Source organism: Nonomuraea sp. KM88 (genome assembly GCF_052245635.1).
Classification (GTDB): Bacteria; Actinomycetota; Actinomycetes; order Streptosporangiales; family Streptosporangiaceae; genus Nonomuraea.
Window position 1 is genome coordinate 151,649 of record NZ_JBQQCC010000009.1, and the last position, 22,473, is coordinate 174,121.

22 protein-coding genes are annotated in these 22,473 nt (G+C 70.4%); 11 read left to right on the top strand and 11 right to left on the bottom strand.

Annotated features, from left to right (window positions below; translation table 11 throughout):
* Nucleotides 1-16: 16 nt before the first annotated feature.
* The 5 genes from ACTWPV_RS26260 to ACTWPV_RS26280 form a co-directional block, all read right to left on the bottom strand.
* Nucleotides 17-379 (bottom strand): nucleotide pyrophosphohydrolase, encoded by a 363-nt coding sequence (locus ACTWPV_RS26260; protein ID WP_347643700.1) that lies wholly within the window; start codon nucleotides 377-379, stop codon nucleotides 17-19.
* Between the two features lie 133 nt (nucleotides 380-512).
* Nucleotides 513-1,883 carry a glycoside hydrolase family 5 protein gene (locus ACTWPV_RS26265; protein WP_443153812.1) on the bottom strand — a complete coding sequence of 457 codons (1,371 nt, stop codon included), beginning with the start codon at nucleotides 1,881-1,883 and terminating at the stop codon, nucleotides 513-515.
* 2 nt (nucleotides 1,884-1,885) lie between these two features.
* Complete coding sequence (locus ACTWPV_RS26270; RefSeq protein ID WP_443153813.1) at nucleotides 1,886-2,728, bottom strand: carbohydrate ABC transporter permease; 843 nt, start codon at nucleotides 2,726-2,728, stop codon at nucleotides 1,886-1,888.
* Nucleotides 2,725-3,684, bottom strand: a complete 960-nt coding sequence (locus ACTWPV_RS26275; RefSeq protein WP_443153814.1) for a carbohydrate ABC transporter permease — start codon at nucleotides 3,682-3,684, stop codon at nucleotides 2,725-2,727. Before ACTWPV_RS26275 ends, ACTWPV_RS26270 begins: the two co-directional genes overlap by 4 nt.
* Complete coding sequence (locus tag ACTWPV_RS26280; protein WP_443153815.1) at nucleotides 3,681-4,970, bottom strand: extracellular solute-binding protein; 1,290 nt, start codon at nucleotides 4,968-4,970, stop codon at nucleotides 3,681-3,683. The genes ACTWPV_RS26275 and ACTWPV_RS26280 overlap by 4 nt, the downstream gene beginning before the upstream one ends.
* A gap of 142 nt (nucleotides 4,971-5,112) precedes the next feature.
* Between ACTWPV_RS26280 and ACTWPV_RS26285 the strand changes: the two genes are divergently transcribed.
* Entirely contained in the window at nucleotides 5,113-6,123 is a 1,011-nt protein-coding gene (locus tag ACTWPV_RS26285) for a LacI family DNA-binding transcriptional regulator (RefSeq protein ID WP_347643695.1), read from the top strand.
* Between the two features lie 10 nt (nucleotides 6,124-6,133).
* Here ACTWPV_RS26285 and ACTWPV_RS26290 read toward each other — a convergent pair whose 3' ends face one another.
* Nucleotides 6,134-7,498 (bottom strand): sensor histidine kinase, encoded by a 1,365-nt coding sequence (locus ACTWPV_RS26290; RefSeq protein WP_443153816.1) that lies wholly within the window; start codon nucleotides 7,496-7,498, stop codon nucleotides 6,134-6,136.
* A gap of 96 nt (nucleotides 7,499-7,594) precedes the next feature.
* Nucleotides 7,595-8,143 carry a CGNR zinc finger domain-containing protein gene (locus ACTWPV_RS26295; RefSeq protein ID WP_443153817.1) on the bottom strand — a complete coding sequence of 183 codons (549 nt, stop codon included), beginning with the start codon at nucleotides 8,141-8,143 and terminating at the stop codon, nucleotides 7,595-7,597.
* A gap of 4 nt (nucleotides 8,144-8,147) precedes the next feature.
* On the opposite strand from ACTWPV_RS26295, the gene ACTWPV_RS26300 reads away from it, so the two are divergent.
* Nucleotides 8,148-9,029, top strand: a complete 882-nt coding sequence (locus ACTWPV_RS26300) for an arginase family protein (RefSeq protein WP_443153818.1) — start codon at nucleotides 8,148-8,150, stop codon at nucleotides 9,027-9,029.
* On the opposite strand, the gene ACTWPV_RS26305 is transcribed toward ACTWPV_RS26300, so the two are convergent.
* Nucleotides 9,026-10,582, bottom strand: a complete 1,557-nt coding sequence (locus ACTWPV_RS26305; RefSeq protein WP_443153819.1) for a DUF4434 domain-containing protein — start codon at nucleotides 10,580-10,582, stop codon at nucleotides 9,026-9,028. The two genes, ACTWPV_RS26300 and ACTWPV_RS26305, sit on opposite strands and share 4 nt — an antisense overlap.
* 107 nt (nucleotides 10,583-10,689) lie before the next feature.
* On the opposite strand from ACTWPV_RS26305, the gene ACTWPV_RS26310 reads away from it, so the two are divergent.
* Both ACTWPV_RS26310 and ACTWPV_RS26315 read left to right on the top strand, forming a co-directional pair.
* The gene (locus tag ACTWPV_RS26310) at nucleotides 10,690-11,283 is read left to right on the top strand and encodes an SDR family NAD(P)-dependent oxidoreductase (RefSeq protein ID WP_443153820.1); all 594 of its coding nucleotides are present in this window, start codon (nucleotides 10,690-10,692) and stop codon (nucleotides 11,281-11,283) included.
* A gap of 35 nt (nucleotides 11,284-11,318) precedes the next feature.
* Nucleotides 11,319-12,122, top strand: a complete 804-nt coding sequence (locus ACTWPV_RS26315; RefSeq protein WP_443153821.1) for a class I SAM-dependent methyltransferase — start codon at nucleotides 11,319-11,321, stop codon at nucleotides 12,120-12,122.
* 44 nt (nucleotides 12,123-12,166) lie between these two features.
* Here ACTWPV_RS26315 and ACTWPV_RS26320 read toward each other — a convergent pair whose 3' ends face one another.
* Nucleotides 12,167-13,306 carry an FAD-dependent oxidoreductase gene (locus tag ACTWPV_RS26320; protein ID WP_443153822.1) on the bottom strand — a complete coding sequence of 380 codons (1,140 nt, stop codon included), beginning with the start codon at nucleotides 13,304-13,306 and terminating at the stop codon, nucleotides 12,167-12,169.
* Nucleotides 13,307-13,405: 99 nt separating this feature from the next.
* Between ACTWPV_RS26320 and ACTWPV_RS26325 the strand changes: the two genes are divergently transcribed.
* The 7 genes from ACTWPV_RS26325 to ACTWPV_RS26355 all read left to right on the top strand — a co-directional run bounded on the left by ACTWPV_RS26325 (nucleotide 13,406) and on the right by ACTWPV_RS26355 (nucleotide 20,096).
* Complete coding sequence (locus tag ACTWPV_RS26325; RefSeq protein ID WP_443153823.1) at nucleotides 13,406-13,957, top strand: TetR/AcrR family transcriptional regulator; 552 nt, start codon at nucleotides 13,406-13,408, stop codon at nucleotides 13,955-13,957.
* Between the two features lie 91 nt (nucleotides 13,958-14,048).
* Nucleotides 14,049-15,167, top strand: a complete 1,119-nt coding sequence (locus ACTWPV_RS26330) for an ABC transporter ATP-binding protein (protein WP_443153824.1) — start codon at nucleotides 14,049-14,051, stop codon at nucleotides 15,165-15,167.
* Nucleotides 15,160-16,254, top strand: a complete 1,095-nt coding sequence (locus tag ACTWPV_RS26335) for an ABC transporter ATP-binding protein (RefSeq protein ID WP_443153825.1) — start codon at nucleotides 15,160-15,162, stop codon at nucleotides 16,252-16,254. Before ACTWPV_RS26330 ends, ACTWPV_RS26335 begins: the two co-directional genes overlap by 8 nt.
* The gene (locus ACTWPV_RS26340; protein WP_347643684.1) at nucleotides 16,251-17,204 is read left to right on the top strand and encodes a carbohydrate ABC transporter permease; all 954 of its coding nucleotides are present in this window, start codon (nucleotides 16,251-16,253) and stop codon (nucleotides 17,202-17,204) included. The genes ACTWPV_RS26335 and ACTWPV_RS26340 overlap by 4 nt, the downstream gene beginning before the upstream one ends.
* 4 nt (nucleotides 17,205-17,208) lie before the next feature.
* The gene (locus ACTWPV_RS26345; protein ID WP_443153826.1) at nucleotides 17,209-18,015 is read left to right on the top strand and encodes a carbohydrate ABC transporter permease; all 807 of its coding nucleotides are present in this window, start codon (nucleotides 17,209-17,211) and stop codon (nucleotides 18,013-18,015) included.
* Between the two features lie 2 nt (nucleotides 18,016-18,017).
* Nucleotides 18,018-18,293, top strand: coding sequence for a DUF2160 domain-containing protein (locus tag ACTWPV_RS26350; protein ID WP_443153827.1), 276 nt, complete (start codon nucleotides 18,018-18,020; stop codon nucleotides 18,291-18,293).
* Nucleotides 18,294-18,311: 18 nt separating this feature from the next.
* Nucleotides 18,312-20,096 (top strand): ABC transporter substrate-binding protein, encoded by a 1,785-nt coding sequence (locus ACTWPV_RS26355; protein ID WP_347616076.1) that lies wholly within the window; start codon nucleotides 18,312-18,314, stop codon nucleotides 20,094-20,096.
* A 55-nt stretch (nucleotides 20,097-20,151) separates the two neighbouring features.
* Here the strand turns inward: ACTWPV_RS26355 and ACTWPV_RS26360 are convergent, their stop codons facing one another.
* Both ACTWPV_RS26360 and ACTWPV_RS26365 read right to left on the bottom strand, forming a co-directional pair.
* Nucleotides 20,152-21,192 carry an alpha/beta hydrolase family protein gene (locus ACTWPV_RS26360; protein WP_443153828.1) on the bottom strand — a complete coding sequence of 347 codons (1,041 nt, stop codon included), beginning with the start codon at nucleotides 21,190-21,192 and terminating at the stop codon, nucleotides 20,152-20,154.
* Nucleotides 21,182-22,462, bottom strand: coding sequence for a Gfo/Idh/MocA family protein (locus tag ACTWPV_RS26365; RefSeq protein WP_347643680.1), 1,281 nt, complete (start codon nucleotides 22,460-22,462; stop codon nucleotides 21,182-21,184). The genes ACTWPV_RS26360 and ACTWPV_RS26365 overlap by 11 nt, the downstream gene beginning before the upstream one ends.
* Between the last annotated feature and the right edge of the window lie 11 nt (nucleotides 22,463-22,473).

A 22,473-nucleotide genomic window follows, 5' to 3' on the forward strand; every position in this document is an offset into this window, starting at 1 on the left:
CGAGAAGAAGCCCTCCTCAGGTGGTGCCGGCGGACGGCGGCGCCTTCCTGGCCGAGCCGCGATAGGCGTCGGGGTCGTAGCGGCGGTCGTTGTCGTCGAGCTTGGCCCTGGCCGCCTCCACCAGGTCGACGCCCAGGACGTCCGCCAGGCGCACCAGGTAGAGGGTCACGTCGCCGAGCTCGGTGCGCATCCGCGCGAGCGCCTCGTCGCCGGGGCTCCTCGACTCCTCGGCGGTGAGCCACTGGAACTCCGCCACCAGCTCCCCCACCTCGCCCGCGAGCGCCATCGCCAGGTTCTTCGGCGTGTGGAACTGCTCCCACTCCCTGACCTTCGCGAACTCCCGCAACCGTACGGCGAGGTCCTCCAGCTCCGTCGTCACGGAACAGGACACTACCGAGTGGAATGCCATCGACGACGAGGAGCGCACCCTGTGGATCACCGGGGTGGACCACCGGGGTGGACCACCCGGGGGTGGATCACCCGGGCGTCCACGGCGGGCCGGCCGATGGCGGTCAGCGGGGTTTGAGGTTGTCGGAGAGCAGGTCGAGCAGGGGCCGGCGGCGTACGCAGCGGTCGAGGAGGAAGGAGTCGGCCAGGGCGGTCAGCTCCCCGTCGTCGAGCCCGCGGAAGAGCTCCGCGTACTCCGGCAGCAGCGCCTGGGCCATGAGGATGTGCCGGATGAGGTCGTCGGTCTGGTAGCGGGCGCCCCACGGATAGGGCTCCCAGCCGGGGAACTCCGTCTGGATCAGCGCGTGCAGCGGGGCCAGGACATCGGCCGACTCCTCCATGGTGGAGCCCCAGCGGTCCACCCCGAGCCGCCGCTTCCTGTCGATGAAGTCGCCGAACCTGTCGAGGTACGGCCCCGCGGCGTGCACCAGGCCCTGCAGCCCCACGTCCTTGTAGGTCCACAACGACCAGCCCGCGCCGTGGCCGTCGTAGATGTCCAGCTGGTCGCGGAGGATCTGGTAGCGCTGCGCGTCCACGCCGGGGTCGCCGGTGTAGACGGGGCCGAACTCGCCCACCCACAGAGGTGTGCCGGTCTCGCGCTGGAAGCGGGATCGTTTGGCGAAGGTGCGTTCCAGCTCGTCGCGGTCGCACCACTCGCCCCGGGTGTAGCCGGGGTACGGTCCGCCGTGGGCGAAGCCGGCGAGCGCGTAGTCGTGCAGGACGAAAACCGTGTTTTCGTACATTTCACGAAATATGGAGAAGTCGGTGGCGTACGTGTTCCCGTCCAGGAACAGGATGTGTCCCGGGTCCGCGGCGCGCACGGCCTTGACCAGTCGATCGTAGAAGGGCCCGATCACCTTGCCGGTGAGGTCGCCCGGCTCGTTGACCGGGTTGTAGCCGGCCACCCAGGGATGGTCGCGGTAGTGGTCGGCGATGACCTCCCACAGGTGCACCGCCCGGTCCTGGAAGTGGCGGTGCTGCCAGAACCCGGCCACGTGCGTGGGGTTGTCGGAGTGCCAGTGCTGGTTCTGGGAGCCGGGCAGGGCGTGCAGGTCGATGACGCTGTAGATGCCACGCTCGCCGAGCAGCCCGATCACCCGGTCGAGGTGGCGGAAGCCCTGCGGGTCGATCTCGAACGGCCGGTCGTCGGACTCCCAGTGGCGGTAGTTGACCGGGATGCGCACGCAGTTCATCCCCAGCCCGGCCAGCAGGTCGGCGTCCTGCTCGGTGAAGAACGACGCGAGCAGCCGGTCGAAGAAGAGCTCCGCCCGCTCCTCGCCGAGCACCGAGCGCACGGCCCGCCGCATCGAGCTCTCGTTGGCCGGATAGCCGGTGATGAAGTTCTCCATGTTCATCCAGCCCCCGAGACCCACCCCGCGTAGTCGTACCGGTGTGTGGTCGTCCGCGACAAGCTGGGTTCCGGACACGTGAAGCATGTTCACCCTTTCGTAGCACCAGCGGTGAGACCACCGACAAGGTGGCGTTCTGCGACGGCGTAGAACCCGAGTGCCGGCACCATGGCCAGGACGAGGTAGGCGAGGATGCGGGCGGTGTCCGAGGCGTACTGGCCCTGGAACTGCTGGATGCCGAGCGGCAGCGTCCAGCTCACCTCTTCGCTGAAGACCACGAGCGGCAGCATGAAGTTGTTCCAGCTGCCCACGATGGCGAGGACGGAGACGGTGGCGATGGCGGGCCTGGCCATCGGCAGCAGGATCCGCCAGAAGAAGCCGAACGGGGAGCAGCCGTCGATGGTGGCCGCCTCTTCGAGCTCGCCGGGGATGCTGCGGAAGAAGCCCCGCAGGATGATGATCGTCAGCGGCAGGCCGAAGGCAGCCTGGGTGAGGATCACGCCCATCGGGTTGTCCAGCAGCCCGAGCGTGCGCAGCAGCACGAAGATCGGCAGGATGGCCACCGCGAACGGGAACATCAGCCCGGCCGTGAAGAGCGTGAAGTACAGCTCCCTGCCGCGGAAGGCGAACCTCGCGAAGACGAACGCCGCCAGCGCCGACAGCGCGACCGTCACCACGGTCGTGGTGACGGCGATGAACGTGCTGTTCCACATCTGCAACCAGAACGAGCCGGAGGCCAGCACCTCGGTGTAGTTGCCGGTCGCCCAGGTCCTGGGCAGGCCGAAGGGGTTCGAGGACAGCTCGCTGTTCCGCTTGAACCCTCCGAGCAGCGCGTAGACGACCGGGATCAGGATGAAGGCGCCGACGATCCACGCGATCAGGTGGAGCGGCAGGGTGGTGCGGCGCACACGGGTCGCCTTGCCGTGGTTCATCGGCGGCCTCCCATGGAGGTGGACGCGCCCTCGAGGTCACGGCGCATCACGAAACGCTGGTAGACGAGAGCGAAGACGAGGCTGAGCACGAACATCACGACGCTGATCGCGCTGGCGTAGCCGACCTGGGTGCGTTTGAAGCCCCACTCCATCATCGTGACGGCCATCGTCTCGGAGGAGTGCGACGGCCCGCCCCCGGTGAGGATCCAGACGAGGTCGAACAGCTGGATCGTGTAGATGACGGACAGGAAGATGCTGATCCGGATGGTCGGGCCGAGCAGCGGCAGCGTGACGTGCCTGAACGTCTTCCAGCCCGTGGCGCCGTCGATCTGCGCCGCCTCGATGAGCTCGTTGGGGATGTTCTGCCGTCCCGCCAGATAGATCATCATGTGGAAGCCGAAGTATTTCCACGTCATGACCAGGAAGAGCGACGGCATCACCGTGTCGGGGTCGGCCAGCCACTCCGACTCGACCCCGAACACCGACAGCAGCTGGTTGGCCATGCCCGCGTCCGGCGCCAGGATCAGCGAGAACAGCACGCCGGTGATCACCTCGGAGAGCACGTACGGCGCGAAGAACACGACCCGGTAAAGTGCCCGCCCGCGGATGCGCTGGTTCAGCAGCATCGCGAGGGCCAGCGAGAACGGCAGTTGCACGCAGATCGAGAACACGACCAGCACCAGCAGGTGCCACAGGTCCTGCGCGAAGATCTCGCTGCTGAACAGCCGGGTGAAGTTGTCGAAGCCGATGAAGTCGGTCGGCAGCCCGCCGAAGCCGTTCCACTTGAAGGCGCTGGAGTAGACGGCCACCAGCATGGGGGCCACGACGAGGAGGAGGAACAGGACGAGCGCCGGCAGCAGGAACAGGGTGATGGTCACCCAGCGTCCGCGCCGCCTGGCGGCGGGGGCGGGGGCCGGAAGCTTGACCGCCTCCGGCCCTCTGGTGAGTGTCGTCATTCTTCGCTCTTGGCCACTTCCGTGATGTCCTGGGAGACCTCTTCCGGCGTCTTCGTGCCGCCGATGAGCTCGGCCACGCTGTCGTTGACCTGCTGGCCGACGGCCGGCGGGTAGGCCTGGTCGAGGTAGAGCTGGTAGCCGGTGGTCTCGGCGAGCAGGGCCGCCACCTGCTTGAGGTTGGCGTCCTTGACCGCGCTCTCCTCGCCCTTGAGCACGGGCAGCACGCCGCCCGCCTCGACGGCCTTGGAGTGGTTCTCCATCTCCGTCATGTACTTGACGAAGTCGACGGCCTCCTTGGGCGCGTCGGCGCCCACGGCCAGGCCTCCGCCGCCGCCGAAGGCGTCGCCGATCGAGCCCTTGCCGCCTTCGACCGCGGGGAAGGGGAAGAAGCCGAGGTCGTCGCCGAGGCCCTCGCCCGCGTCCTCCTGCGTGACCGGCGCCCACTGGCCCATCAGCTCCATGGCCGCCTTGCCGTTGCCCATCGTGGCCGCCTGGCCGTCAGGGGTGCCGTAGCCGGCGCCCAGGAAGCCCTTCTGGAACGGCTGCAGGTCGGCCAGCGCCTTGACCTGCTGTCCCGCGGCCACGAAGTCCGGTTTGGTGAAGTCGTGGTCGGTGGCGGCCTGCTTGAGCGCGTCGAGGCCGGCGATGCGCATGGCGAGGTAGGCCCAGTAGTAGTGGCCCGGCCACTTCTCCTTGCCGGCCAGGGCGATCGGGGTGATGCCCGCGGCCTTGAGCTTCTTGACGTCTTCGAGGAACGCCGACCAGGTGGCGGGGGGTTCGCTGATGCCCGCCTTCTCGAAAAGTTTCTTGTTGTACCAGAAACCCACCAGCCCGATGTCGGTCGGCAGCCCGTACGTCTTGCCGTCGAACTGGTACGCGCTCAGCGCGGCGGGCGTGAAGTTCGGCAGGACGTCGGCGACGTCGCCGGAGAGGTCCTTGACCAGTCCCGCGTCGATCTGCTGCTGGAGCACCCCGCCGCCCCACGTCGCGAAGATGTCGGGCGCCTTGCCCGACTGCGTCACCGTGGTGAGCTTGGCCTTGTAGGCGTCGTTCTCCAGGACGGTGGCCTTGATGGTGACGTTCGGGTTCTTGGCCATGAACTCCTTGGCGCGCTGCGCCCAGAGCGTCTTGAGCGGGTCGGCGGTCGACAGGTGCCACCACTCGATCGTGACCTTGCCGGGCGAGCCGCCCTCGCCCTGGGGTGACGCGGACTCTCCGCCGCCGCAGCCGGTCACGAGCCCGGCGATCAGCACGGGGGCCGCGATCAGCACCACACTGCGTCGCATAGGGGTCCCTTCCTCAGGAATCGAAAATTTCGCCAAACCCCCGATACTTTCTACGCTCGGAGCGTAAGTAAACACCAGGTAAAGCGTCAACACCTGGGGGCCGGGCGATGGCAAACCGAAACTTTCGGATACACTCCCGAACGTGTCAGCGAAGAGGCGGGTGACGATCGCACTGATCGCGGAGGAGGCCGGAGTCTCCATCCCGACGGTCTCGAAGGTCATCAACGGACGTCCAGAAGTCGCTCCCGCGACCCGCCACCGGGTCGAGCGGCTGTTGCAGGAACACGGCTACCAACGGCGCATCAGCCAGGACGACACCCCGGCCGGCCTGGTCGACCTGGTGTTCGCCGAGATCGAGTCGCCGTGGGCCATGGAAATCGTGCGGGGCGCGGAAGGCGCTGCCCACGAGGCGGGGGCCAGCGTGGTCATCTCCGTCCTGCACACGCACGCCGGCCCGGGACGCGACTGGCTCGAACGCCTGGCCGCGCGCAGGACCGACGGCGTGGTGATCGTCGCCTCGCAGCTGTCGACCGGCATCCAGGCCCAGCTCAGCGCCCGTTCGCTGCCGTTCGCGGTGGTCGACCCCGAGGGCGAGCCCGCCCCCGGCGTGGTCTCGGTGGGCGCCACCAACTGGAACGGCGGCCTGTCCGCGACCCGCCACCTGCTGGAGCTGGGCCACCGCAGGATCGGCATGATCAGCGGCCTGTCCGACATGCTCTGCAGCCAGGCCAGGATCGACGGCTATCGCGCCGCGCTGGAGACGGCCGGGCTGCCCGTGGCGCCCGAGCTGATCAGGCGCGGCACGTTCCTGGTCGACTCCGGCTTCGACCAGGCCCACGCCCTGCTCGACCTCGACGACCCGCCCACGGCCATCTTCGCGCACAGCGACCTGATGGCGTTCGGCGTCTTCGAGGCGGCCAGGCAGCGCGGGCTGCGCGTCCCCGAGGACCTGAGCGTGGTGGGCTTCGACGACCTGCCACTGGCCAAGTCGGCCTGGCCGCCGCTGACGACGGTACGCCAACCGCTGCAGGAGATGGCGGCCCTGGCCACCCGTACGGTGCTGGCCATGGGCCACGGTGACGTGCCGGAGACGAAACGGGTGGAGCTGGCCACGGAGCTGATCGTCCGGGAGAGCACGGCCGCGTACGGGTGAACCCCGGGGTTCACCCGTCCCTGAGCGGCATCCTGAAGACGAACCGGGCGCCGCGTTCGGAGTCCTCGACGGTCAGCGTGCCGCCGTGGGCCGTGGCGATCTCGCGGGCGATGGGCAGGCCGAGCCCGCTGCCACCGGCGTCGCGGTTGCGCGCGGCGTCCAGGCGGGCGAACCGTTCGAAGATGACCTCGCGCTGCTCGGGCGCGATGCCCTCGCCGTCGTCGAGGACCTCCAGCACGGCCTGCCCGTCCTCCTCCCGCACCGTCACGGTGATCTGGCTCTCGGCGTGCCGGTCGGCGTTGTCCATGAGGTTCGTCAGCAGGCGGGCCAGCTGCAGGCGGTCACCCGTGACGACCACGTCCCGCCGCACGTCGGTGACGACCCGCTTCGAACGCCGCCGCATGACCTCGGCGGCGACCGACTCGGCCAGGTCCACGGGCTCACGGCGGCTCGGGGCGCCCGCGTCCAGCCTGGTCAGCACGAGCAGGTCGGAGACGATCCCCTGCAACCGGTCCAGGCTGGCGAGCACCTCGTCGCTCGTCTCCATCCAGTCGGTCTCCTCGGGGTAGAGCCGGGCCTCCTCGATCTGGGCGCGCATGGCGGTGATCGGGCTGCGCAGGTCGTGCGAGGCGTCGGCGGCGAACCTGCGCTGCCGTTCCATCGCGAGCTCCTTCTCCCGCATCGCCGTCTCCAGCCGCTCCAGGGTGCGGTTGGCGGTCTCGGCCAGGGCCGCGATCTCGTCGTCGCTCTGCGGCACGGGCACGCGCATCCCGCCGCCGAACGCGGTGAGCTCGGCCAGCCGCTTCGTGATGGCGCTGACGGGGGCGAGCGTCCTGGTCGTCGCGCGCCACACCACGAACCAGGTCAGCGCGACCAGCGCCGCCGCGAGAGCGACCTGCGAGAGGATCACCTGGGGTCCGACGTACCAGGGCATCGCCGGCTCGAAGGCGTAGATGATCCACTCACCGTCCGGCTGGTACGCGGTCACGGCGACCACGAGTTTGCACTCGCCGGGGAATCCGCTCAGCCCGCAGAGCTCGGCGACGGCGTTGGCCTGGCCGTCACGGGGGATCGCCGTCGTCTGCCTGGGCAGCCCGACCAGGTTGAGCGTCGAGGTGACAGGGCGCCCCGACGGGTCGATGACCTGGACGCCGTCGAGCCCGGCGTTCTCCAGAACCTGGGGCAGGCGGTCCTCCTTGATCTTGAGCAGCACGGACACGGCCCTGCCCGACATCTCCTGCGCCTGGATGTCGGCGAGCTCGTCGCGGATGCCGTGCAGCACGAATGCGCTGACGACGATGATCAGCAGCAGCATCGCGCTGCCGGCGAACATCGCCAGCCGCACCCGCAACGACCGGCCCAGCCATGCCCTCACGCGCCTTCCCCCGGCCATCAGAACATCACAGGCCTGACCTTCACCGCCAATCCAGGGAGATTCCTCGACAAAAGCGCACCTGCCGGAGCGCCCGGCTCAGCGGCGGCGGGCTCGCGAGGCGGTGGCGTGGGCGCGGTTGGCGCACCGGGTCGAGCAGAACTGCCGGCGGCCCGGGCGGCTGCGGTCGACGAAGGCGTCCTGGCAGGGCTGGGCGGCGCACAGTCGCAGGCGCTCCCAGCCGCCCGAGGCGGCGAGGTCGAGCAGCTCCGCCACCGCGCGGACGGCCAGCCGCTCCGCCATGGAGGCGCCGCCGGGCGCGGTGAGCCGGGCGCGCGGTGTGCCGCCGGAGTCGGCGACCGTCACCCGGACCGGCAGCTCACCCGCCCACCGTGCCAGGGCGGGCGTGCGCTCGGGCGGGTCGCATGCCAGCACGGCGCGCAGGCGGGCGCGCACCGATCTCACCGCGTCGAGGTCTGCCCCGGCCTCGTCATGCTCGCCCAGCTCAGCGCAGAAGCGACGCAGCGCCGCCACGTCCGGCAGCCGCTCGGGATCGTCCAGATAGGTGTCCCAGGTGTTGGCCAGGTCGATCGCCACCACACCCGTCTCGGCGAACTGGCGCATCCGCGTCCCCCTTGCTACCGTCACGACTATGACCATAGTAACTCCTGACAGAAGATCGACGATCCTCGACGCCCCCTCCAACCTCGGCCTGCGCCCGCCCGCGGCCGGCGCCGTCCCCGGCTGCTACAAGGCCCCCTGGGCCCTGCGTGACGCCGGGCTGGTCGAACGGATCGGCGCCATCGACGCGGGCGCCCTCGTCCCGCCCCGCTACGTCGCCACGTGGCGGCCGGGCGACGGCGTGCGCAACGGCCCCGCCATCGCCGCCTACACCCGCGGGCTCGCCGGCCGCGTGAGCGCGATCAGGGCGTCGGGCGGATTCCCCATCCTGCTCGGCGGTGACTGCTCGATCCTGCTCGGCCCTGCCCTGGCCCTGCGCAGGAGCGGCCGGTACGGGCTGGCGTACCTCGACGCGCACGCCGACTTCCGGCACCTCGGCAACTCCCCGCACGTCGGCTCGGCGGCCGGGGAGGACCTGGCCCTGGCGACCGGCCGCGGCGACGGCTACCTGACGGACATCGACGGGCTGAGCCCCTACGTCAGGGACGAGGACGTGATCGTGCTCGGCGTCCGCGACGAGGAGGATCTGCGGGACATCGAAGGCAGCGGCATCGCATACGTCCCCGGCGCCGACATCTCCCTGGACGCCGCCGGGAAGGTCCTCGTCCGCGACGAGCTCGACGGTTTCTGGATCCACCTCGACGTGGACGTGCTCGACCCGTCGATCCTGCCCGCCGTCGACTCGCCCACCCCCGGAGGGCTCGACGCCGGCCGGCTCACCGAACTGCTGCGCGGCCTGCTCGCGCTGCCGGGCGCGGCCGGTCTGGAGGTCACGATCCTCGACCCCGACCTGGACGAGGACGGCGGCCAGGCGGCGCTGCTCGCCGACATCCTCGTCGCGGCGCTGGCCTAGCCGATCACGTATGGGCTCGTGCTGGTGTGGCCGGCGCCGTTCGTGGCCGTGACGGAGGTCCACGAACCCTGGGGAACGTACGGGGCCCACGCCGACTCCAGCCGGCCGCCGGAGTGCCACTCCTGCCGGACCACCGTGCCCTCCGGGCCGAAGCGCAGGGAGCCGCCCCGCAGGTTGTGGCCCTGGACCAGGATGCCGGCCCGTCCGTTCCTGTCCTGCCGCACGGCGTGGACGATGACGGGCTGCCGCCAGCCCTTCGCGATGTCGTCGGCCAGCGAGGGCGTGTCGTAGCGGGCCTGGCAGGTGAAGAACGGATCCCACCCGTACGAGATGATCTTCGTGGCGTGCGGGCCCGAGGCCATGATCTGCTGGTCGAGCCGGCTCTTCGTGGTCCGCCCGCGCAGCGGCAGCGGATCGACCCGCCCGCACTCGCCGGCGGCCGGGGTGGGCTCGAAGCCTTCGACGTTCACCCACAGCTCCACCCCGTCGGGCACCTCGCCGGCGGCCGCCTCGACGTAGTCGCGCGTGGCGCCGTGGTAGGCCTGGGCGTTGCTGACCTCGCCCACCACGGGCACCAGCCGCGGCACGACCGTGGCGCCCTCCTCGTGCGGGCCGTGGACCGGTACCTTGCCCGTGCCGCGCCCGTCCTGGACGGCGATGGCCATGGGCGCGCCGGCCCGCGTCGCCGCGATGTCCTCCACGCCGTCGCCCGCCTGCTCGGGCGGGAACCCGCGCCCGCGGCGGGCGTCGATGTACGGGCTGACCAGGATCGGCTTGCCCGGCAGGGCGCCGGCGACGACGGCGTGCTGGGCCGTGTAGAGCTCGATGATCGGGTCCTTCGGCGCGCGGTCCCGCATGGCCAGCTCGAACGACTGGTAGACCCCGCCGAAGGCGCCGGACGCCCCGAAGCGCGCCCGGTAGTCGGCGAGCACCCGAGCGGTGAAGGCGTTCAGCGCGCCGGTGTGGTCGTGGTCGGGCTCCCACGGCTTGTCCTCCCGCTGCGCGGCCGCCGGCAGCCCGGGGAAGACCCTCATGCCGTACGCCGCCGCCTCGGCCATCAGGTTGCCCAGCCCGTCGCCGTCCGTGGCGACGAGCACGAGGTCGTGCACGGGTTCGCGGCAGTCATCGGCCAGCGACAGCCGGTAGAAGACGCGGCCCTCGCTCTCGATCCGCCGTTCGAGCCCTGGGCAGCGCAGCATGCCCTTCCCGAACTCCTCGCTGGTCGTGTACGTGTAGACCTGCCTGATCCGCTTGCCCGGCACCTGCGCGCACGGGCGGCCGTCGACGCGGCAGGCGGCGAACCCGGGGTCCTCGCGGGCGTTGAAGCGCGGGCCGAACGTGATGAGCGTGTCGCCGCCGATGGTGTGGATCGCCTCCACCATGCGCTGGGTGACGCAGCGGTCGGCCCGCGGCATGACCCAGTAGCCGGTGATCGCGTAGGGGGCGGTGACCCGGGTGTCGCGCGGCGGGCACCCTTCGGGCTCGGAGGCTCCGGGCACGAACGCGCCCACGACGAGAGCCACCGCGACGATCGACCAGAGGATCCGGTGCACCCACGCCCCTTCCACGCCTGCCCCCACAGCCTACGCACCGGCGCCGGAGCCGGTGCGTGCCCGCGGAAGACCGATCGCCGAGAATGGCAGCAAGGGGGTGCGGAATCGTGCACATCGATCTCACCGGGAAGACCGCGCTGGTCACCGGGTCGACGCAGGGAATCGGGGCGGCCATCGCCGCCGTGCTGGCGCGGGCGGGCGCCCGGGTCGGGATCAACGGCCGGGGCGAGGGCTCGGTCGCCAAGGTCGTCAAGCGGATGGAGGGCGACCTGGTCGCGGCGCCGGGCGACGTGTCCAAGGACGACGGGTGCGAGCGGGTGCTGAGCGTGCTGCCGCAGGTCGACATCCTGGTCAACAACCTGGGCATCTTCGGCGCGCAGCCGGCGCTGCTGGCCGTGTCCAGGGGGTTCGCCAAGGAGCCGGCGGGCAGCGGGGTCACCGTCAACTCCGTGATCGCGGGGCCGACGCACACCGAGGGCGTGGAGGACTTCGTCTACCAGCTGGTGAGCAGGGAGCTGCCGTGGGACGAGGCGCAACGGGTGTTCATGCTGCGGCACCGGCCGCAGTCGCTGCTGCAGCGCCTGATCGAGCCCGAGGAGATCGCCAACATGGTGGCCTATCTCAGCTCGCCGCTCGCCTCGGCCACGACGGGCGCGGCGGTGCGGGTGGACGGCGGCTACGTGGACTCCATCCTCCCTTAGGCGGTGGACGGGCCGGGCGTGCCAGGATCGCCCGTATGGCTTTCGCTTCCAGAAGTTCCGCCGGGCCGTCGGACATCCCGGCTCCCACGCAGCCGTCGTGGATCCGTCCTGTCTCCGAGGGCGCGGAGCGGGCGGCGCCCAACGACTACGACAGCTTCGCCGAGGCGTACTCGGCCGAGAACGAGACCAGCCTGCTCAACGCCTACTACGAGCGGCCCGCGATGCTCGACCTGGCCGGTGACGTGGCCGGCCGGCGGATCCTCGACGCCGGTTGCGGCTCCGGCCCGCTGTCCGCGGCGCTGCGCGACCGGGGCGCCGTCGTGACGGGCTTCGACTCCAGCGCCAAGATGCTGGAGCTGGCCCGCCGGCGGCTCGGCGACGATGCGGACCTGCACCTGGCCGACCTGGGCGAGCCGCTGCCGTTCCCCGACGCCGCGTTCGACGATGTGGCCGCGTCCCTGGTCCTGCACTACCTGGAGGACTGGACGGCGCCGCTGGCCGAGTTGCGGCGGGTGCTGGCGCCCGGCGGCCGGCTGATCGTGTCCGTCAATCACCCGTTCGTCGACTTCCTGGAGGCGGCCCGTTCCGGCGGCGGCTATTTCGGGATCCGCGAGGCTCGTGAGGAATGGACCCTCGGCGGGCACACCGCGTTGATGCGCTTCTATGGCCGGCCGCTGCACGCGATGACCGACGCCTTCACCGCGGCGGGCTTCCGGATCGCGGTCATGAGCGAGCCACCCCCCGCGCCGGGCGCCCGCGAGCTCTTCCCCGACGTATTCGCGGACAAGCCCTCGGACTCCTTCGTGTGTTTCCTGTTCTTCGTCCTTGAGTCCGCCTGATGCCGTGAAAGGCCACGTCCTCGCCGTGCGGCGGAGGCCGGCGGTCAGCGCCGGTCCAGGCCGGACAGCTGCCAGGCCAGCCGGCGCCGCACGGCGGGCAGCCGGCCCGCCAGCCGCAACACGAGGTTGCGCAGCGGCCGCCTGGCCGCGCTCATGGTGGCCAGCCTCGTCAGGCGGCTCGCCAGCCCCACCACCTTCTCGGCGACGGGGCGGCGGGCCGCGGCGTAGCCGTCGAGCAGGTCGGGCGAGCCGCCTCCGAGCACTTCCGACAGCGTCTCGCCCAGCATGACGGCGTCCTCGATGCCGAGGTTCATGCCCTGCCCGCCGGCGGGCGAGTGCACGTGCGCGGCGTCGCCGGCCAGCAGCACCCGCCCCTTCCTGTACGTCTGCGCGATGCGGTGGTGGACGCGGAAGCGCGATCCCCACACCACCTCCTCCACCACGGCGGGCACGGCCTCGGGCCCGCGCGCGGCGAGCAGCCGCTGCACGAACTCCACGCTGGGCTCGTGCGGCGCCCCGTCCACGGTGGCCACGATCCGGTGCAGCCCGTCGGGCAGCGGCGCGACCACCACGAGGCCTTCGGGCGAGAAGTACAGGATGACGTCGTCGGGCGGCACGCCGCCGCTCAGCCGCACGTCGGCGAGGGTGAATGACTCGGCGTAGGTGCCGCCGCCGAAGGCGATGCCCGACTGCTCGCGTACGAGGCTGTGCATGCCGTCGGCGCCCACCAGGTAGGCGGCCCGCACCGAGCGCCCGTCGTCGAGCGCGGCGGTGACACCGCCGGCGTCCTGTGCGAACGAGGTCACCCGCACGGGCCGCAGCACCTCGCCGCCCAGCTCCTTCAGCCGGGCCAGCAGGTACGCCTCCGTGTCCGCCTGGGAGATCATCAGCGTGTACGGGTAAGGCGTGGGCAGCCCGTCGAAGGGCACCGGCACCAGCAGCCGGTCGCGGTCGCGGATGGTGAAGCGGGGCGTGTGCACCCCGCGCTCGACGAGCGCCGGCGTGACGCCGTACGGCTCCAGCAGCTCCAGCGTGCGGGAGTGCACGACGGCGGCCCTGGAGGTGTTGGCGCCTTCGGCCTGCCCGTCGACGACCACCACGTCGTGGCCGAGCCGGGTCAGGACGACGGCGGTGGCCAGCCCCACCGGGCCGGCGCCGACGACGAGCACCTCTGTGTCGATCATTTCTCCTCCTCAGGAGAGCCAACGTTCGTAGGCCAACACATGTTGACATTAAGGAAGGCCGGCACGCTTGTCAACAATTGTTGGCCTACAGTTGTTGGCATGAGGAGATCATCCAGCGAGACGAAGGCGATCGTCCTGGCCGCGGCCCGCGAGCGGTTCGCCGCCGACGGCTACGAGCGGGCCACGATCAGGGCCATCGCCGCCGACGCGGGCGTCGACCCGGGCCAGGTCATGCGCTGCTTCGGCAGCAAGGACCGGTTGTTCGCGGCGGCGTGCGCCATCGACCTGAACCTGCCCGACCTGCTCGGCACGCCCTCCGGCGAGGTCGCCACCGCGCTCGTACGCCACTTCCTGGAGCGCTGGGAGTCCGACGAGACCCTGCAGATCCTGCTGCGCACGGGCGTCACGAACGCGGCGGCGGCCGAGCGCATGCGCACCGTCTTCGTCGCACAACTCGTTCCCGTCGCGGCCGCTCTGACCGGCGACCCGGGGGGCGCTCCTGTCCGGGCCGGACTCGTCTCCGCGCAGATACTCGGAATGGCCCTATGTCGTTATGTTCTGGCCATCCCTCCCATGGTCGCGCTGACCAGGGAAGAAGTCGTCGAGGCGATAGGCCCGGCCGTTCACCGCTATCTCGGACTCGAATCGTGACGCCCAACAGCCCCACCATTAACTGTGTTAGCAACTGCCCTCTTTGCACACACAACCGGATCATGTTAGATGGAGAGCAAAGGAACTGATCATGCGCCGGCAGAGAGGACCGGGCACCGTGACGCTGATACTCGATGGCGTCTTCGTGCGGCGGCGCGGGGAGACCTGGCTCGACGACATTCACCTGGAATTACCGAATGGAATGACCACCCTCGTCGGCCCCATGACCGCGGGAAAGACGACATTAATGCGCGTCGCAGCCGGTTTGCTGCCGCCCGACTCCGGCCGGGTGGTGGTCGGCGGAAAGGACGTGACCGGCATTTCCGTGCGCAAACGCTCGGTCGCCTTCGTCTATCAGCAATTCATCAACTACCCGTCCCTGACCGTCTACGAGAACATCGCCTCGCCGCTCCGCCTCGACCCGAAGTTCCGCCGCGACGGGATCGACCGGCGGGTCCGCGAGGTGGCCGAGCTCATGGGCATCGCGGGGCTGCTCGACCGCCGGCCCTCCGAGCTGTCGGGCGGCCAGCAGCAGCGCACCGCCATCGCCCGCGCCCTGGCCCGCCCCGTCGACGTGCTGCTGCTCGACGAGCCCCTGGCCAACCTGGACTTCAAGCTGCGCGAACAACTCCGCGCAGACCTGAAGACCATGTTCGCGGACTCCCCCGGCGTCGTCCTCTACGCCACCGCCGACCCGAACGAGGCGCTCACGTTCGCCGCGCCGACCGTGGTCCTGGGCGAGGGCAAAGTCCGGCACACCGGCGAGGTGGCCGAGATGTACGCCCACCCGCCCACGCTGGACGTGGCGGCCACGCTCAGCGACCCGCCGCTCAACCTGCTGCCCGGCGTCGTACGCGACGGCCGCATCGAATGCCTCGGCACGTCGTTCCCCGCGCCCCGCGCCCACGCCGACGGCCACCGGGTCATGCTCGGCGTGCGCCCCCACCAGGTCAGCCTCACCCCCAACGGCGAAGCCGCGCTCGAACTGCCCGCCGAGATCCGGCTCGCCGAGGTCACCGGCAGCGCGACGTTCCTGCACCTGCTGCTCCGAGGCGGCCTCCACCTGGTCGCCCACCTGGAGGGCACCCAGCTCTTCACGCCGGGCGAGTCCACGGTCGCCTACGTGGACCCGGCGCACGTCTTCGTCTTCGACGAGTCAGGAGGGCGCCTGCTCGCCACCAGCGCCGCGGAGGTCGACCTGCATGGCTGACATCCGCCTCGAAGGCGTGGGACACAGCTACGACGGCGGCCGCACGTGGGCGCTCAAGCCGATGACCTGGACGTGGCAGAGCTCCCGGGCGTACGCGCTGCTGGGGCCGAGCGGCTGCGGCAAGACCACGCTGCTGAACATCATCTCCGGCCTGATCACGCCCACGGCGGGGCGGATCTGGTTCGGCGACCGCGAGGTCACCGGCGTGCCGACGGCGGGCCGCAACATCGCGCAGGTCTTCCAGTTCCCGGTCCTGTACGAGGAGATGTCGGTCTACGACAACCTCGCCTTCCCCCTCCGCAACCGGAAATTTCCCAAGAAAGAGGTGGACCAGCGCGTCCGCCAGGTCTCCCAGCTCCTCGGCCTCGACCAGGTCCTGCGCCGCAGGTCGCGCCGGCTCGACCCGGGCCGCCAGCAGATCGTCAGCCTGGGCCGCGGCCTGGTGCGCCCCCAGGTGGCGGCGGTCCTGCTGGACGAGCCGCTGACCGTGGTCGACCCGGCGCTCAAGTGGACGTTGCGCAGCAAGCTCAAGGAGATCCACCGCGACACCGGCCACACGCTGATCTACGTCACGCACGACCAGACGGAGGCGCTGACCTTCGCCGACGAGGTCGTGGTGCTCAACGACGGGGCGATCGTCCAGGCCGGCCCGCCGGCCGAGCTGTTCCTGTCGCCGGCGCACGAGTTCGTGGGGCACTTCATCGGCTCGCCCGGCATGAACATGGTGCCCGCCGAGATCGACGGCGGCGTCGTACGCGTCGGCGCCACCGACGTGGGCGCCGCGCCCGACGGGCTGCCGCCGGGACCGGTCAGGATCGGGGTGCGGCCCGAGTTCGTCCGGATCGCCGGGCCTGACGCCGCACCCGGCGCGTCCGCCACGGTCACCGGGACCGACCGCATGGGCGCGTACGACCTCGTGCACACCCGGGTCGGCGAGCACCCGGTGATCGTCAAGACCGAGGCGGGCTCCGCCTGCGAGCCGGGCGCGGCCGTGTTCCTCCACTTCCCCGCGGAGCGGACGTTCCTGTTCCGCGACGAGGTCAGGTGCGGCTCCCTCGCGCCGCTGAACGGAAGGGGGCCGGCATGACCGACCAGACCACCGTCGCGCCGAACCCGGCCGGCCCCGCCGAACCCGCGCCCCCTCCGGCCGAGGAGGCGAGGGACGCCCGGGTGGACCCGAGGCCCAAGAACAACCGCGCGTGGTGGCTGGTCCTGCCGGTGGTCGTGTCCGTGGCGTTCACGGCGGTGATCCCGCTGATGACCGTGGTCAACTATTCCGTGCAGGACGTCTTCAGCCCGAGCGAGCGCATCTTCGTCGGCCTGGAGTGGTTCCGCGAGATCGCCCGTGACCCGGAGGTGCGCGGCGCGTTCGTGCGCACGCTGCTGTTCTCGGCGCAGGTGCTGCTCATCGAGATCCCGCTCGGGGTGGCCATCGCCGTGGCGATGCCGCGCCGCGGCGTGTCGGTGTCGGTGGCGCTGGTGCTGGTCGCGCTGCCGCTGCTCATCCCGTGGAACGTGGTGGGCACGATCTGGCAGATCTTCGCCCGCGGCGACATCGGGCTGGGCGGCTGGGCGATCAACAACGTGCTCGGCGTCAACTTCAACTACACGCTCGACTCCACCGACGCCTGGCTCACCGTGCTGGTCATGGACGTGTGGCACTGGACGCCGCTGGTGGCGCTGCTGGCGTACGCGGGGCTGCGCTCGATCCCCCAGCCGTATTTCCAGGCCGCGCAGATCGACGGGGCCTCGGCGTGGGCGACCTTCCGGCACATCCAGCTGCCCAGGCTGCGCGGGGTGCTGACGATCGCGATCCTGCTCAGGTTCATGGACAGCTTCATGATCTACACCGAGCCGTTCGTGGTGACGGGCGGCGGCCCGGGGAACGCGACGTCGTTCCTGAGCATCCTGCTGTCGAAGATCGCGGTCGGCCAGTTCGACCTGGGCCCGGCGGGCGCGTTCTCGCTGCTCTACTTCCTGTTCGTGCAGATCCTCTGTTACGTCTTCTTCACCGTGCTGACCAGGTCGGGAAGGTGAACCGATGAGACGGCTCCCGTGGGCGCGCACGGTCTTCTGGCTCTACGTGGCCACGCTCATGTTGCCGATCCTGTGGATGTTCGGCATGTCGATCCGGCCGAACGAGGACATCCTCGGCAGTTTCTCGCTCATCCCCGAACGGGTGACGTTCGACAACTACGCCACGTTCTTCGGGGAGACGTCGTGGTATTCGAGTTACCTCAACTCCATCATCTACACCTCGCTCAACGCCGTGATGTCGCTCATCGTGGCGTTGCCCGCGGCCTATGCCTTCTCGCGTTTCCGGTTCGCCGGTGACAAACACCTGTTCTTCTGGCTGCTGACGAACCGGATGGCGCCGCCGGCGGTGTTCCTGCTCCCGTTCTTCCAGATCTACCAGAGCGTCGGCCTCTTCGACACGCACCTCGGCGTGGCCATCGCTCACATGCTCTTCAACGTGCCGCTCGCCGTCTGGATTCTCGAGGGTTTCATGTCGGGAATTCCCCGGGAGATCGACGAGACCGCCGCGATCGACGGCTATTCGCTGCCGCGCTTCTTCGTCCGGATATTCCTGCCGATGATCCGCTCGGCCATCGGCGTCACCGCGTTCTTCTGCTTCATGTTCAGCTGGGTCGAACTCCTGATCGCCAGGACCATCACCTCGGTGAACGCCAAGCCCATCGCCGCGACGATGACGCGGACGGTGAGCGCGGCGGGCGTCGACTGGGGCCTGCTGGCGACCGCTGGAGTGCTGACGATCGTGCCGGGCGCGATCGTCATCTGGTTCGTCCGCAACTACATCGCCAAGGGCTTCGCCATGGGGAGGGTGTAGCCGTGCTCGACTGGATGGTCTGGACCGTCCCCACGGCCCTGGTCTTCGCCGGCCTCGCCGTGCTGCTGATCGCCATGACGGTCTGGGGCCGCATCTCGCCTCCCGTGGTCAGGCGGGGCTTCCTGCGCATCGAGACCGATCGGGGCGACCGGCTCTACATCGGCCTGATCAGCGCCGCCGTCGTGCTGGCGGGCTGGATCGCAATCACCGACCTGTCCATGTGGCTCGCGCTCGGCTGCGCGCTGCTCGTGGCGGTCGCGATCGGCATATGGGGCTAACGGAAAGGGAGTCAGACGATGAGGCGACGGACGACGAGGTCCGCGACCATGGGAGCGGCGGCGCTCATCCTGGTGGTGGCCGGCTGCACGCAGGGCGCGGACAAGCCCACGAGCGACTTCAAGGAGGCCGACGGCCGGGCCGCCGCCCAGCGGTGGGTGTCGGAGGAGTTCACCCCGAGCACGCTGAGCAAGGACGAGCAGCTCGCCGAGATGGAGTGGTTCATGAAGGCCGCGGCCCCGTACCGGGGCATGCAGATCAACGTGGTCTCCGAGACGATCACCACGCACGAGTACGAGTCGCGCCAGCTCGCCAAGGCGTTCACCGAGATCACCGGGATCAAGATCAAGCACGATCTGATCCAGGAGGGTGACGTCATCGAGAAGCTGCAGACCCAGATCCAGGGCGACCAGAACATCTACGACGCCTACGTCAACGACTCCGACCTCATCGGCACCCACTCGCGCGGCGACTACGTGCTCCCGCTGTCGGACTACATGGCCGGCGAGGGCAAGAACGTCACCTCGCCCACTCTCGACCTCGACGACTTCATCGGCATCAGCTTCACCACCGGCCCGGACAAGAAGATCTACCAGCTGCCCGACCAGCAGTTCGCCAACCTCTACTGGTTCCGCTACGACTGGTTCACCGACCCCGACATCAAGAAGCAGTTCAAGGACGCCTACGGCTACGACCTCGGCGTTCCGGTCAACTGGGCGGCCTACGAGGACATCGCCGACTTCTTCACCAACAAGGTCAACGGCGACGGCACCATCGACGGCAAGAAGGTCTACGGCCACATGGACTACGGCCGCAAGGACCCGTCGCTGGGCTGGCGCTTCACCGACTCGTGGTTGTCGATGGCGGGCAACGGCGACCCCGGCATCCCCAACGGCCTGCCGGTGGACGACTGGGGCATCAGGGTCGAGAACTGCCGCCCGGTCGGCTCGTCCGTCACGCGCGGCGGCGACACCAACGGGCCCGCGGCGGTCTACTCGCTCACCAAGTACGTCGACTGGCTCAAGAAGTACGCCCCCAAGGAAGCGGCGGGCATGAACTTCAGCGAGGCGGGCCCGGTCCCCGCCCAGGGCCACATCGCCCAGCAGATCTTCTGGTACACCTCGTTCACCGCCGACATGACCAAGCCCGGGCTGTCCGTGGTCAACGAGGACGGCACGCCCAGGTGGCGCATCGCGCCGAGCCCGCACGGGGCGTACTGGAAGGAGGGCAACAAGCTCGGCTACCAGGACGCGGGCTCGTGGACGCTGCTGAAGAGCACGCCGGAGGAGCGCAGGGCCGCCGCCTGGCTGTACGCGCAGTTCGTCACGTCGAAGACCGTGTCGCTGAAGAAGTCGATCGTCGGGCTGACGTTCATCCGCGACTCCGACATCAGGAGCGACTACTTCGCCGAGAACTCCAAGAAGTACGGCGGGCTCATCGAGTTCTACGGCTCGCCGGCCCGCAAGCAGTGGACCCCGACCGGCACCAACGTGCCCGACTACCCCAAGCTGGCCCAGCTGTGGTGGCAGAACGTGGCCACGGCCGTGACCGGCGAGACCACGCCGCAGCAGTCGATGGACAACCTGGCCAAGCAGCAGGACGACATCCTGTCCCGGCTGGAGCGGCTCTCGCGCGAGCGGGAGGGCTACGGCGGCCAGTGCGCGCCGAAGCTCAACCCCGAGCGTGACGCCCAGTACTGGTACGACCAGCCCGGCGCCCCGGCGCCGAAGCTGACCGACGAGCGCGGCAAGCCCGAGACGCTCGACTACGACAAGCTCATCGCCACCTGGAAGAAGTCCGACTAGCACCGCACGTGGCAGGAGCGCCGCCGCCCGTGGCAGGCCGGGCGGCGGCCGTCCGTCAGCCCGCCAACCGGCGGGCCAGCCAGTCGAAGGCCCGCTCCTGCATGGGCACGTCGAAGCTGTGCGGCACGTCGGCGAACACCGCCTCGTACGCTTCCTGGGCGTCGCGGTAACGTTCGCCGATCGTGGCGTGGGCGCGCCGCATCCCCGGCTCGGGGAACAGGTCGTCGCGCAGGGCGTACTGGACCATGAGGGGTCCGGGTGCGCGGGCGGCCACCAGGTCGGGCCAGTCGCCCAGGCGGGGCAGGCCCGGCGGGTAGAACATCCAGGTGTGCCTGGCGACGTGCCCGCCGAGCATGTCGCGGTAGGAGGACATCATCGCGGCGACGACGACCGCGCGCACCTGCGGGTCGAAGGCGCCGAGCAGCCCGGCGCGCAGCCCGCCGCCCGACAGTCCCGCGCACCCGACCGGCCCTACGTCCGGCCGGGAACGCAGGTACGCCGCCGCGGCCAGGTCCTCGCCCGCGACCACGCCCGCGAACGACGTGCCGAGCATCGCGCAGTGTTTGGCCACGACGTGCTCGTGCGCGACGGCGGCCCGGTCGTAGCGGTCGGCCTCGCTCTCCGGGCCGTCCCCGGTCTCCAGCGGGAAGCGGCGGCTGCCCCAGACGAACACGTCGTGCGCGAGCACCGCGAAGCCCCGGCGGGCCAGCTCGTTGGCGAACGCGCGCCCGCCGTACAGGTCCTGCCGCACCCTGCTCACCTCGGGCGACGGCCCTTCGGGACCGTCGGCGATCTTCTCCTTGCCGGCCCATTTCATCCCGGCGTGGCAGTGCAGCGCCACCACCCCGGGCAGCGGCCCGTCCGCGTCGCGCGGGCGCAGCAGGAACGCGCGGGTGCGCGGCCCGAACCCCACCGACCAGGACAGTTCCTCGCCCGCCAGTTCGCCGTCGGTCCACGTGCGCTCGACCCGCACGTCGCGGGCGGTGAGGTCGAGCACCCCCATCGCCGCACGGGCCGCCGCGCGCAGCTCGGGCCCTCCGAGCACGGGGTAGAGCCCGCGCTGCGCCGCGGCGATCTCCGCCAGCTCAGCGAACACGCGTGCCGTCGTCCTCCAGGACCACGGGGGCCCCGGTGCGGGCGGACATGGTGGCCGCGACGCCCGTCAGCACGCTGCGGATGCCGTCGCGGTAGCCGGCCTGCCTGGCCAGCGGGTCGTCGCCGGGGCCACGGAAGACGTCGTCGAGCAGGAGGCGGTCACCACCGCCGTGCCCGCCGGCCCCGGTCTCGATCGGCACCTCCTCAGGCCGGCTCCAGTGGCGGCGCAGCGTGAGCCGCTCCCACGCCCCCGACGCGTGCTCCTTGGAGGCGGCGCTCGGGTCGATGGCGGCGTGCGGCGGCGTCCACTCCCGCTCGACGACGTCCAGCTCCAGCCGCCCCTCCGTGCCGTTGAAGGCCACGCGGTAGCCCTCCCAGGGTGCGTGGGCGTGCAGCGAGTACGTCATGATCGCGCGGTTGGTGTAGCGCACCAGCACGGACATGTTGTCGTCGATGGTGACGCCCTCGCCGAAGACGTCCTGGTCGCGGACGTAGCCGTCCTCGTGCTCGGCCTCGAGGTAGAGGCGCTTGAGGCGCGGGTCGGCGGAGATGTCCAGGATGAACGGGTCGCTGCCGAGGCCGGGCGCGCCCTGCCCGCGTTCGGGACGCGGGTCGAGCCCGCGCTTCCTGGCGTTCTCGGCGCCGTAGAAGCGCAGGTCGGTCTGGGCGAAGACGAGCGCCGGGGCCGCCCCCAGCCACCAGTTGACCAGGTCGAAGTGGTGGGTGGACTTGTGCACGAGCAGGCCGCCCGAGCTGTCCCTGTCGCGGTGCCAGCGGCGGAAGTAGTCGGCGCCGTGGATGGTGTCGAGCGTCCACTCGAAGTGCACCGAGGTCACCTCGCCGATCGCGCCGTCCATGAGGATGCGGCGCACGGCGGAGTTGCGCGGCGAGTAGCGGTAGTTGAAGGTGACGATCAGCTTGCCGCTGCTGCGCTCGGCCGACGCCGCGATGGCCGCGCAACCCTCGGCGTCGACGGTGAGCGGCTTCTCGACGACGACGTCCTTGCCGGCGTCGAGCGCCGCGCACACGTAGCGGGCGTGCGCGGCGTCGACCGTGGTGACGATGACCGCGTCGGCGAGCTCGAGCACCTTGTCGAACTCGGCGGGCGTGAAACGCGGCACCTGGGCACCGATCCGCTCGGCGTAGTAGTCCATGCGCGTGCGGTTGGTGTCGCACAGGGCGACGATGGTGCCGGCGTCGCGCCACTCCCCGAGCAGCGCGTCGACGTACATCTGCGCGCGGTGCCCGAGCCCGACGAACGCGTACTTCATGTCTCTCCTCT

Coding starts and splice junctions, on each gene's coding strand:
- ACTWPV_RS26265 (WP_443153812.1), bottom strand. CDS start 1,883: ATGCTTCACGTGTCCGGAACCCAGCTTGTCGCGGACGACCACACACCG.
- ACTWPV_RS26270 (WP_443153813.1), bottom strand. CDS start 2,728: ATGAACCACGGCAAGGCGACCCGTGTGCGCCGCACCACCCTGCCGCTC.
- ACTWPV_RS26275 (WP_443153814.1), bottom strand. CDS start 3,684: ATGACGACACTCACCAGAGGGCCGGAGGCGGTCAAGCTTCCGGCCCCC.
- ACTWPV_RS26280 (WP_443153815.1), bottom strand. CDS start 4,970: ATGCGACGCAGTGTGGTGCTGATCGCGGCCCCCGTGCTGATCGCCGGG.
- ACTWPV_RS26300 (WP_443153818.1), top strand. CDS start 8,148: ATGACCATAGTAACTCCTGACAGAAGATCGACGATCCTCGACGCCCCC.
- ACTWPV_RS26315 (WP_443153821.1), top strand. CDS start 11,319: ATGGCTTTCGCTTCCAGAAGTTCCGCCGGGCCGTCGGACATCCCGGCT.
- ACTWPV_RS26320 (WP_443153822.1), bottom strand. CDS start 13,306: ATGATCGACACAGAGGTGCTCGTCGTCGGCGCCGGCCCGGTGGGGCTG.
- ACTWPV_RS26325 (WP_443153823.1), top strand. CDS start 13,406: ATGAGGAGATCATCCAGCGAGACGAAGGCGATCGTCCTGGCCGCGGCC.
- ACTWPV_RS26330 (WP_443153824.1), top strand. CDS start 14,049: ATGCGCCGGCAGAGAGGACCGGGCACCGTGACGCTGATACTCGATGGC.
- ACTWPV_RS26335 (WP_443153825.1), top strand. CDS start 15,160: ATGGCTGACATCCGCCTCGAAGGCGTGGGACACAGCTACGACGGCGGC.
- ACTWPV_RS26340 (WP_347643684.1), top strand. CDS start 16,251: ATGACCGACCAGACCACCGTCGCGCCGAACCCGGCCGGCCCCGCCGAA.
- ACTWPV_RS26345 (WP_443153826.1), top strand. CDS start 17,209: ATGAGACGGCTCCCGTGGGCGCGCACGGTCTTCTGGCTCTACGTGGCC.
- ACTWPV_RS26355 (WP_347616076.1), top strand. CDS start 18,312: ATGAGGCGACGGACGACGAGGTCCGCGACCATGGGAGCGGCGGCGCTC.
- ACTWPV_RS26365 (WP_347643680.1), bottom strand. CDS start 22,462: ATGAAGTACGCGTTCGTCGGGCTCGGGCACCGCGCGCAGATGTACGTC.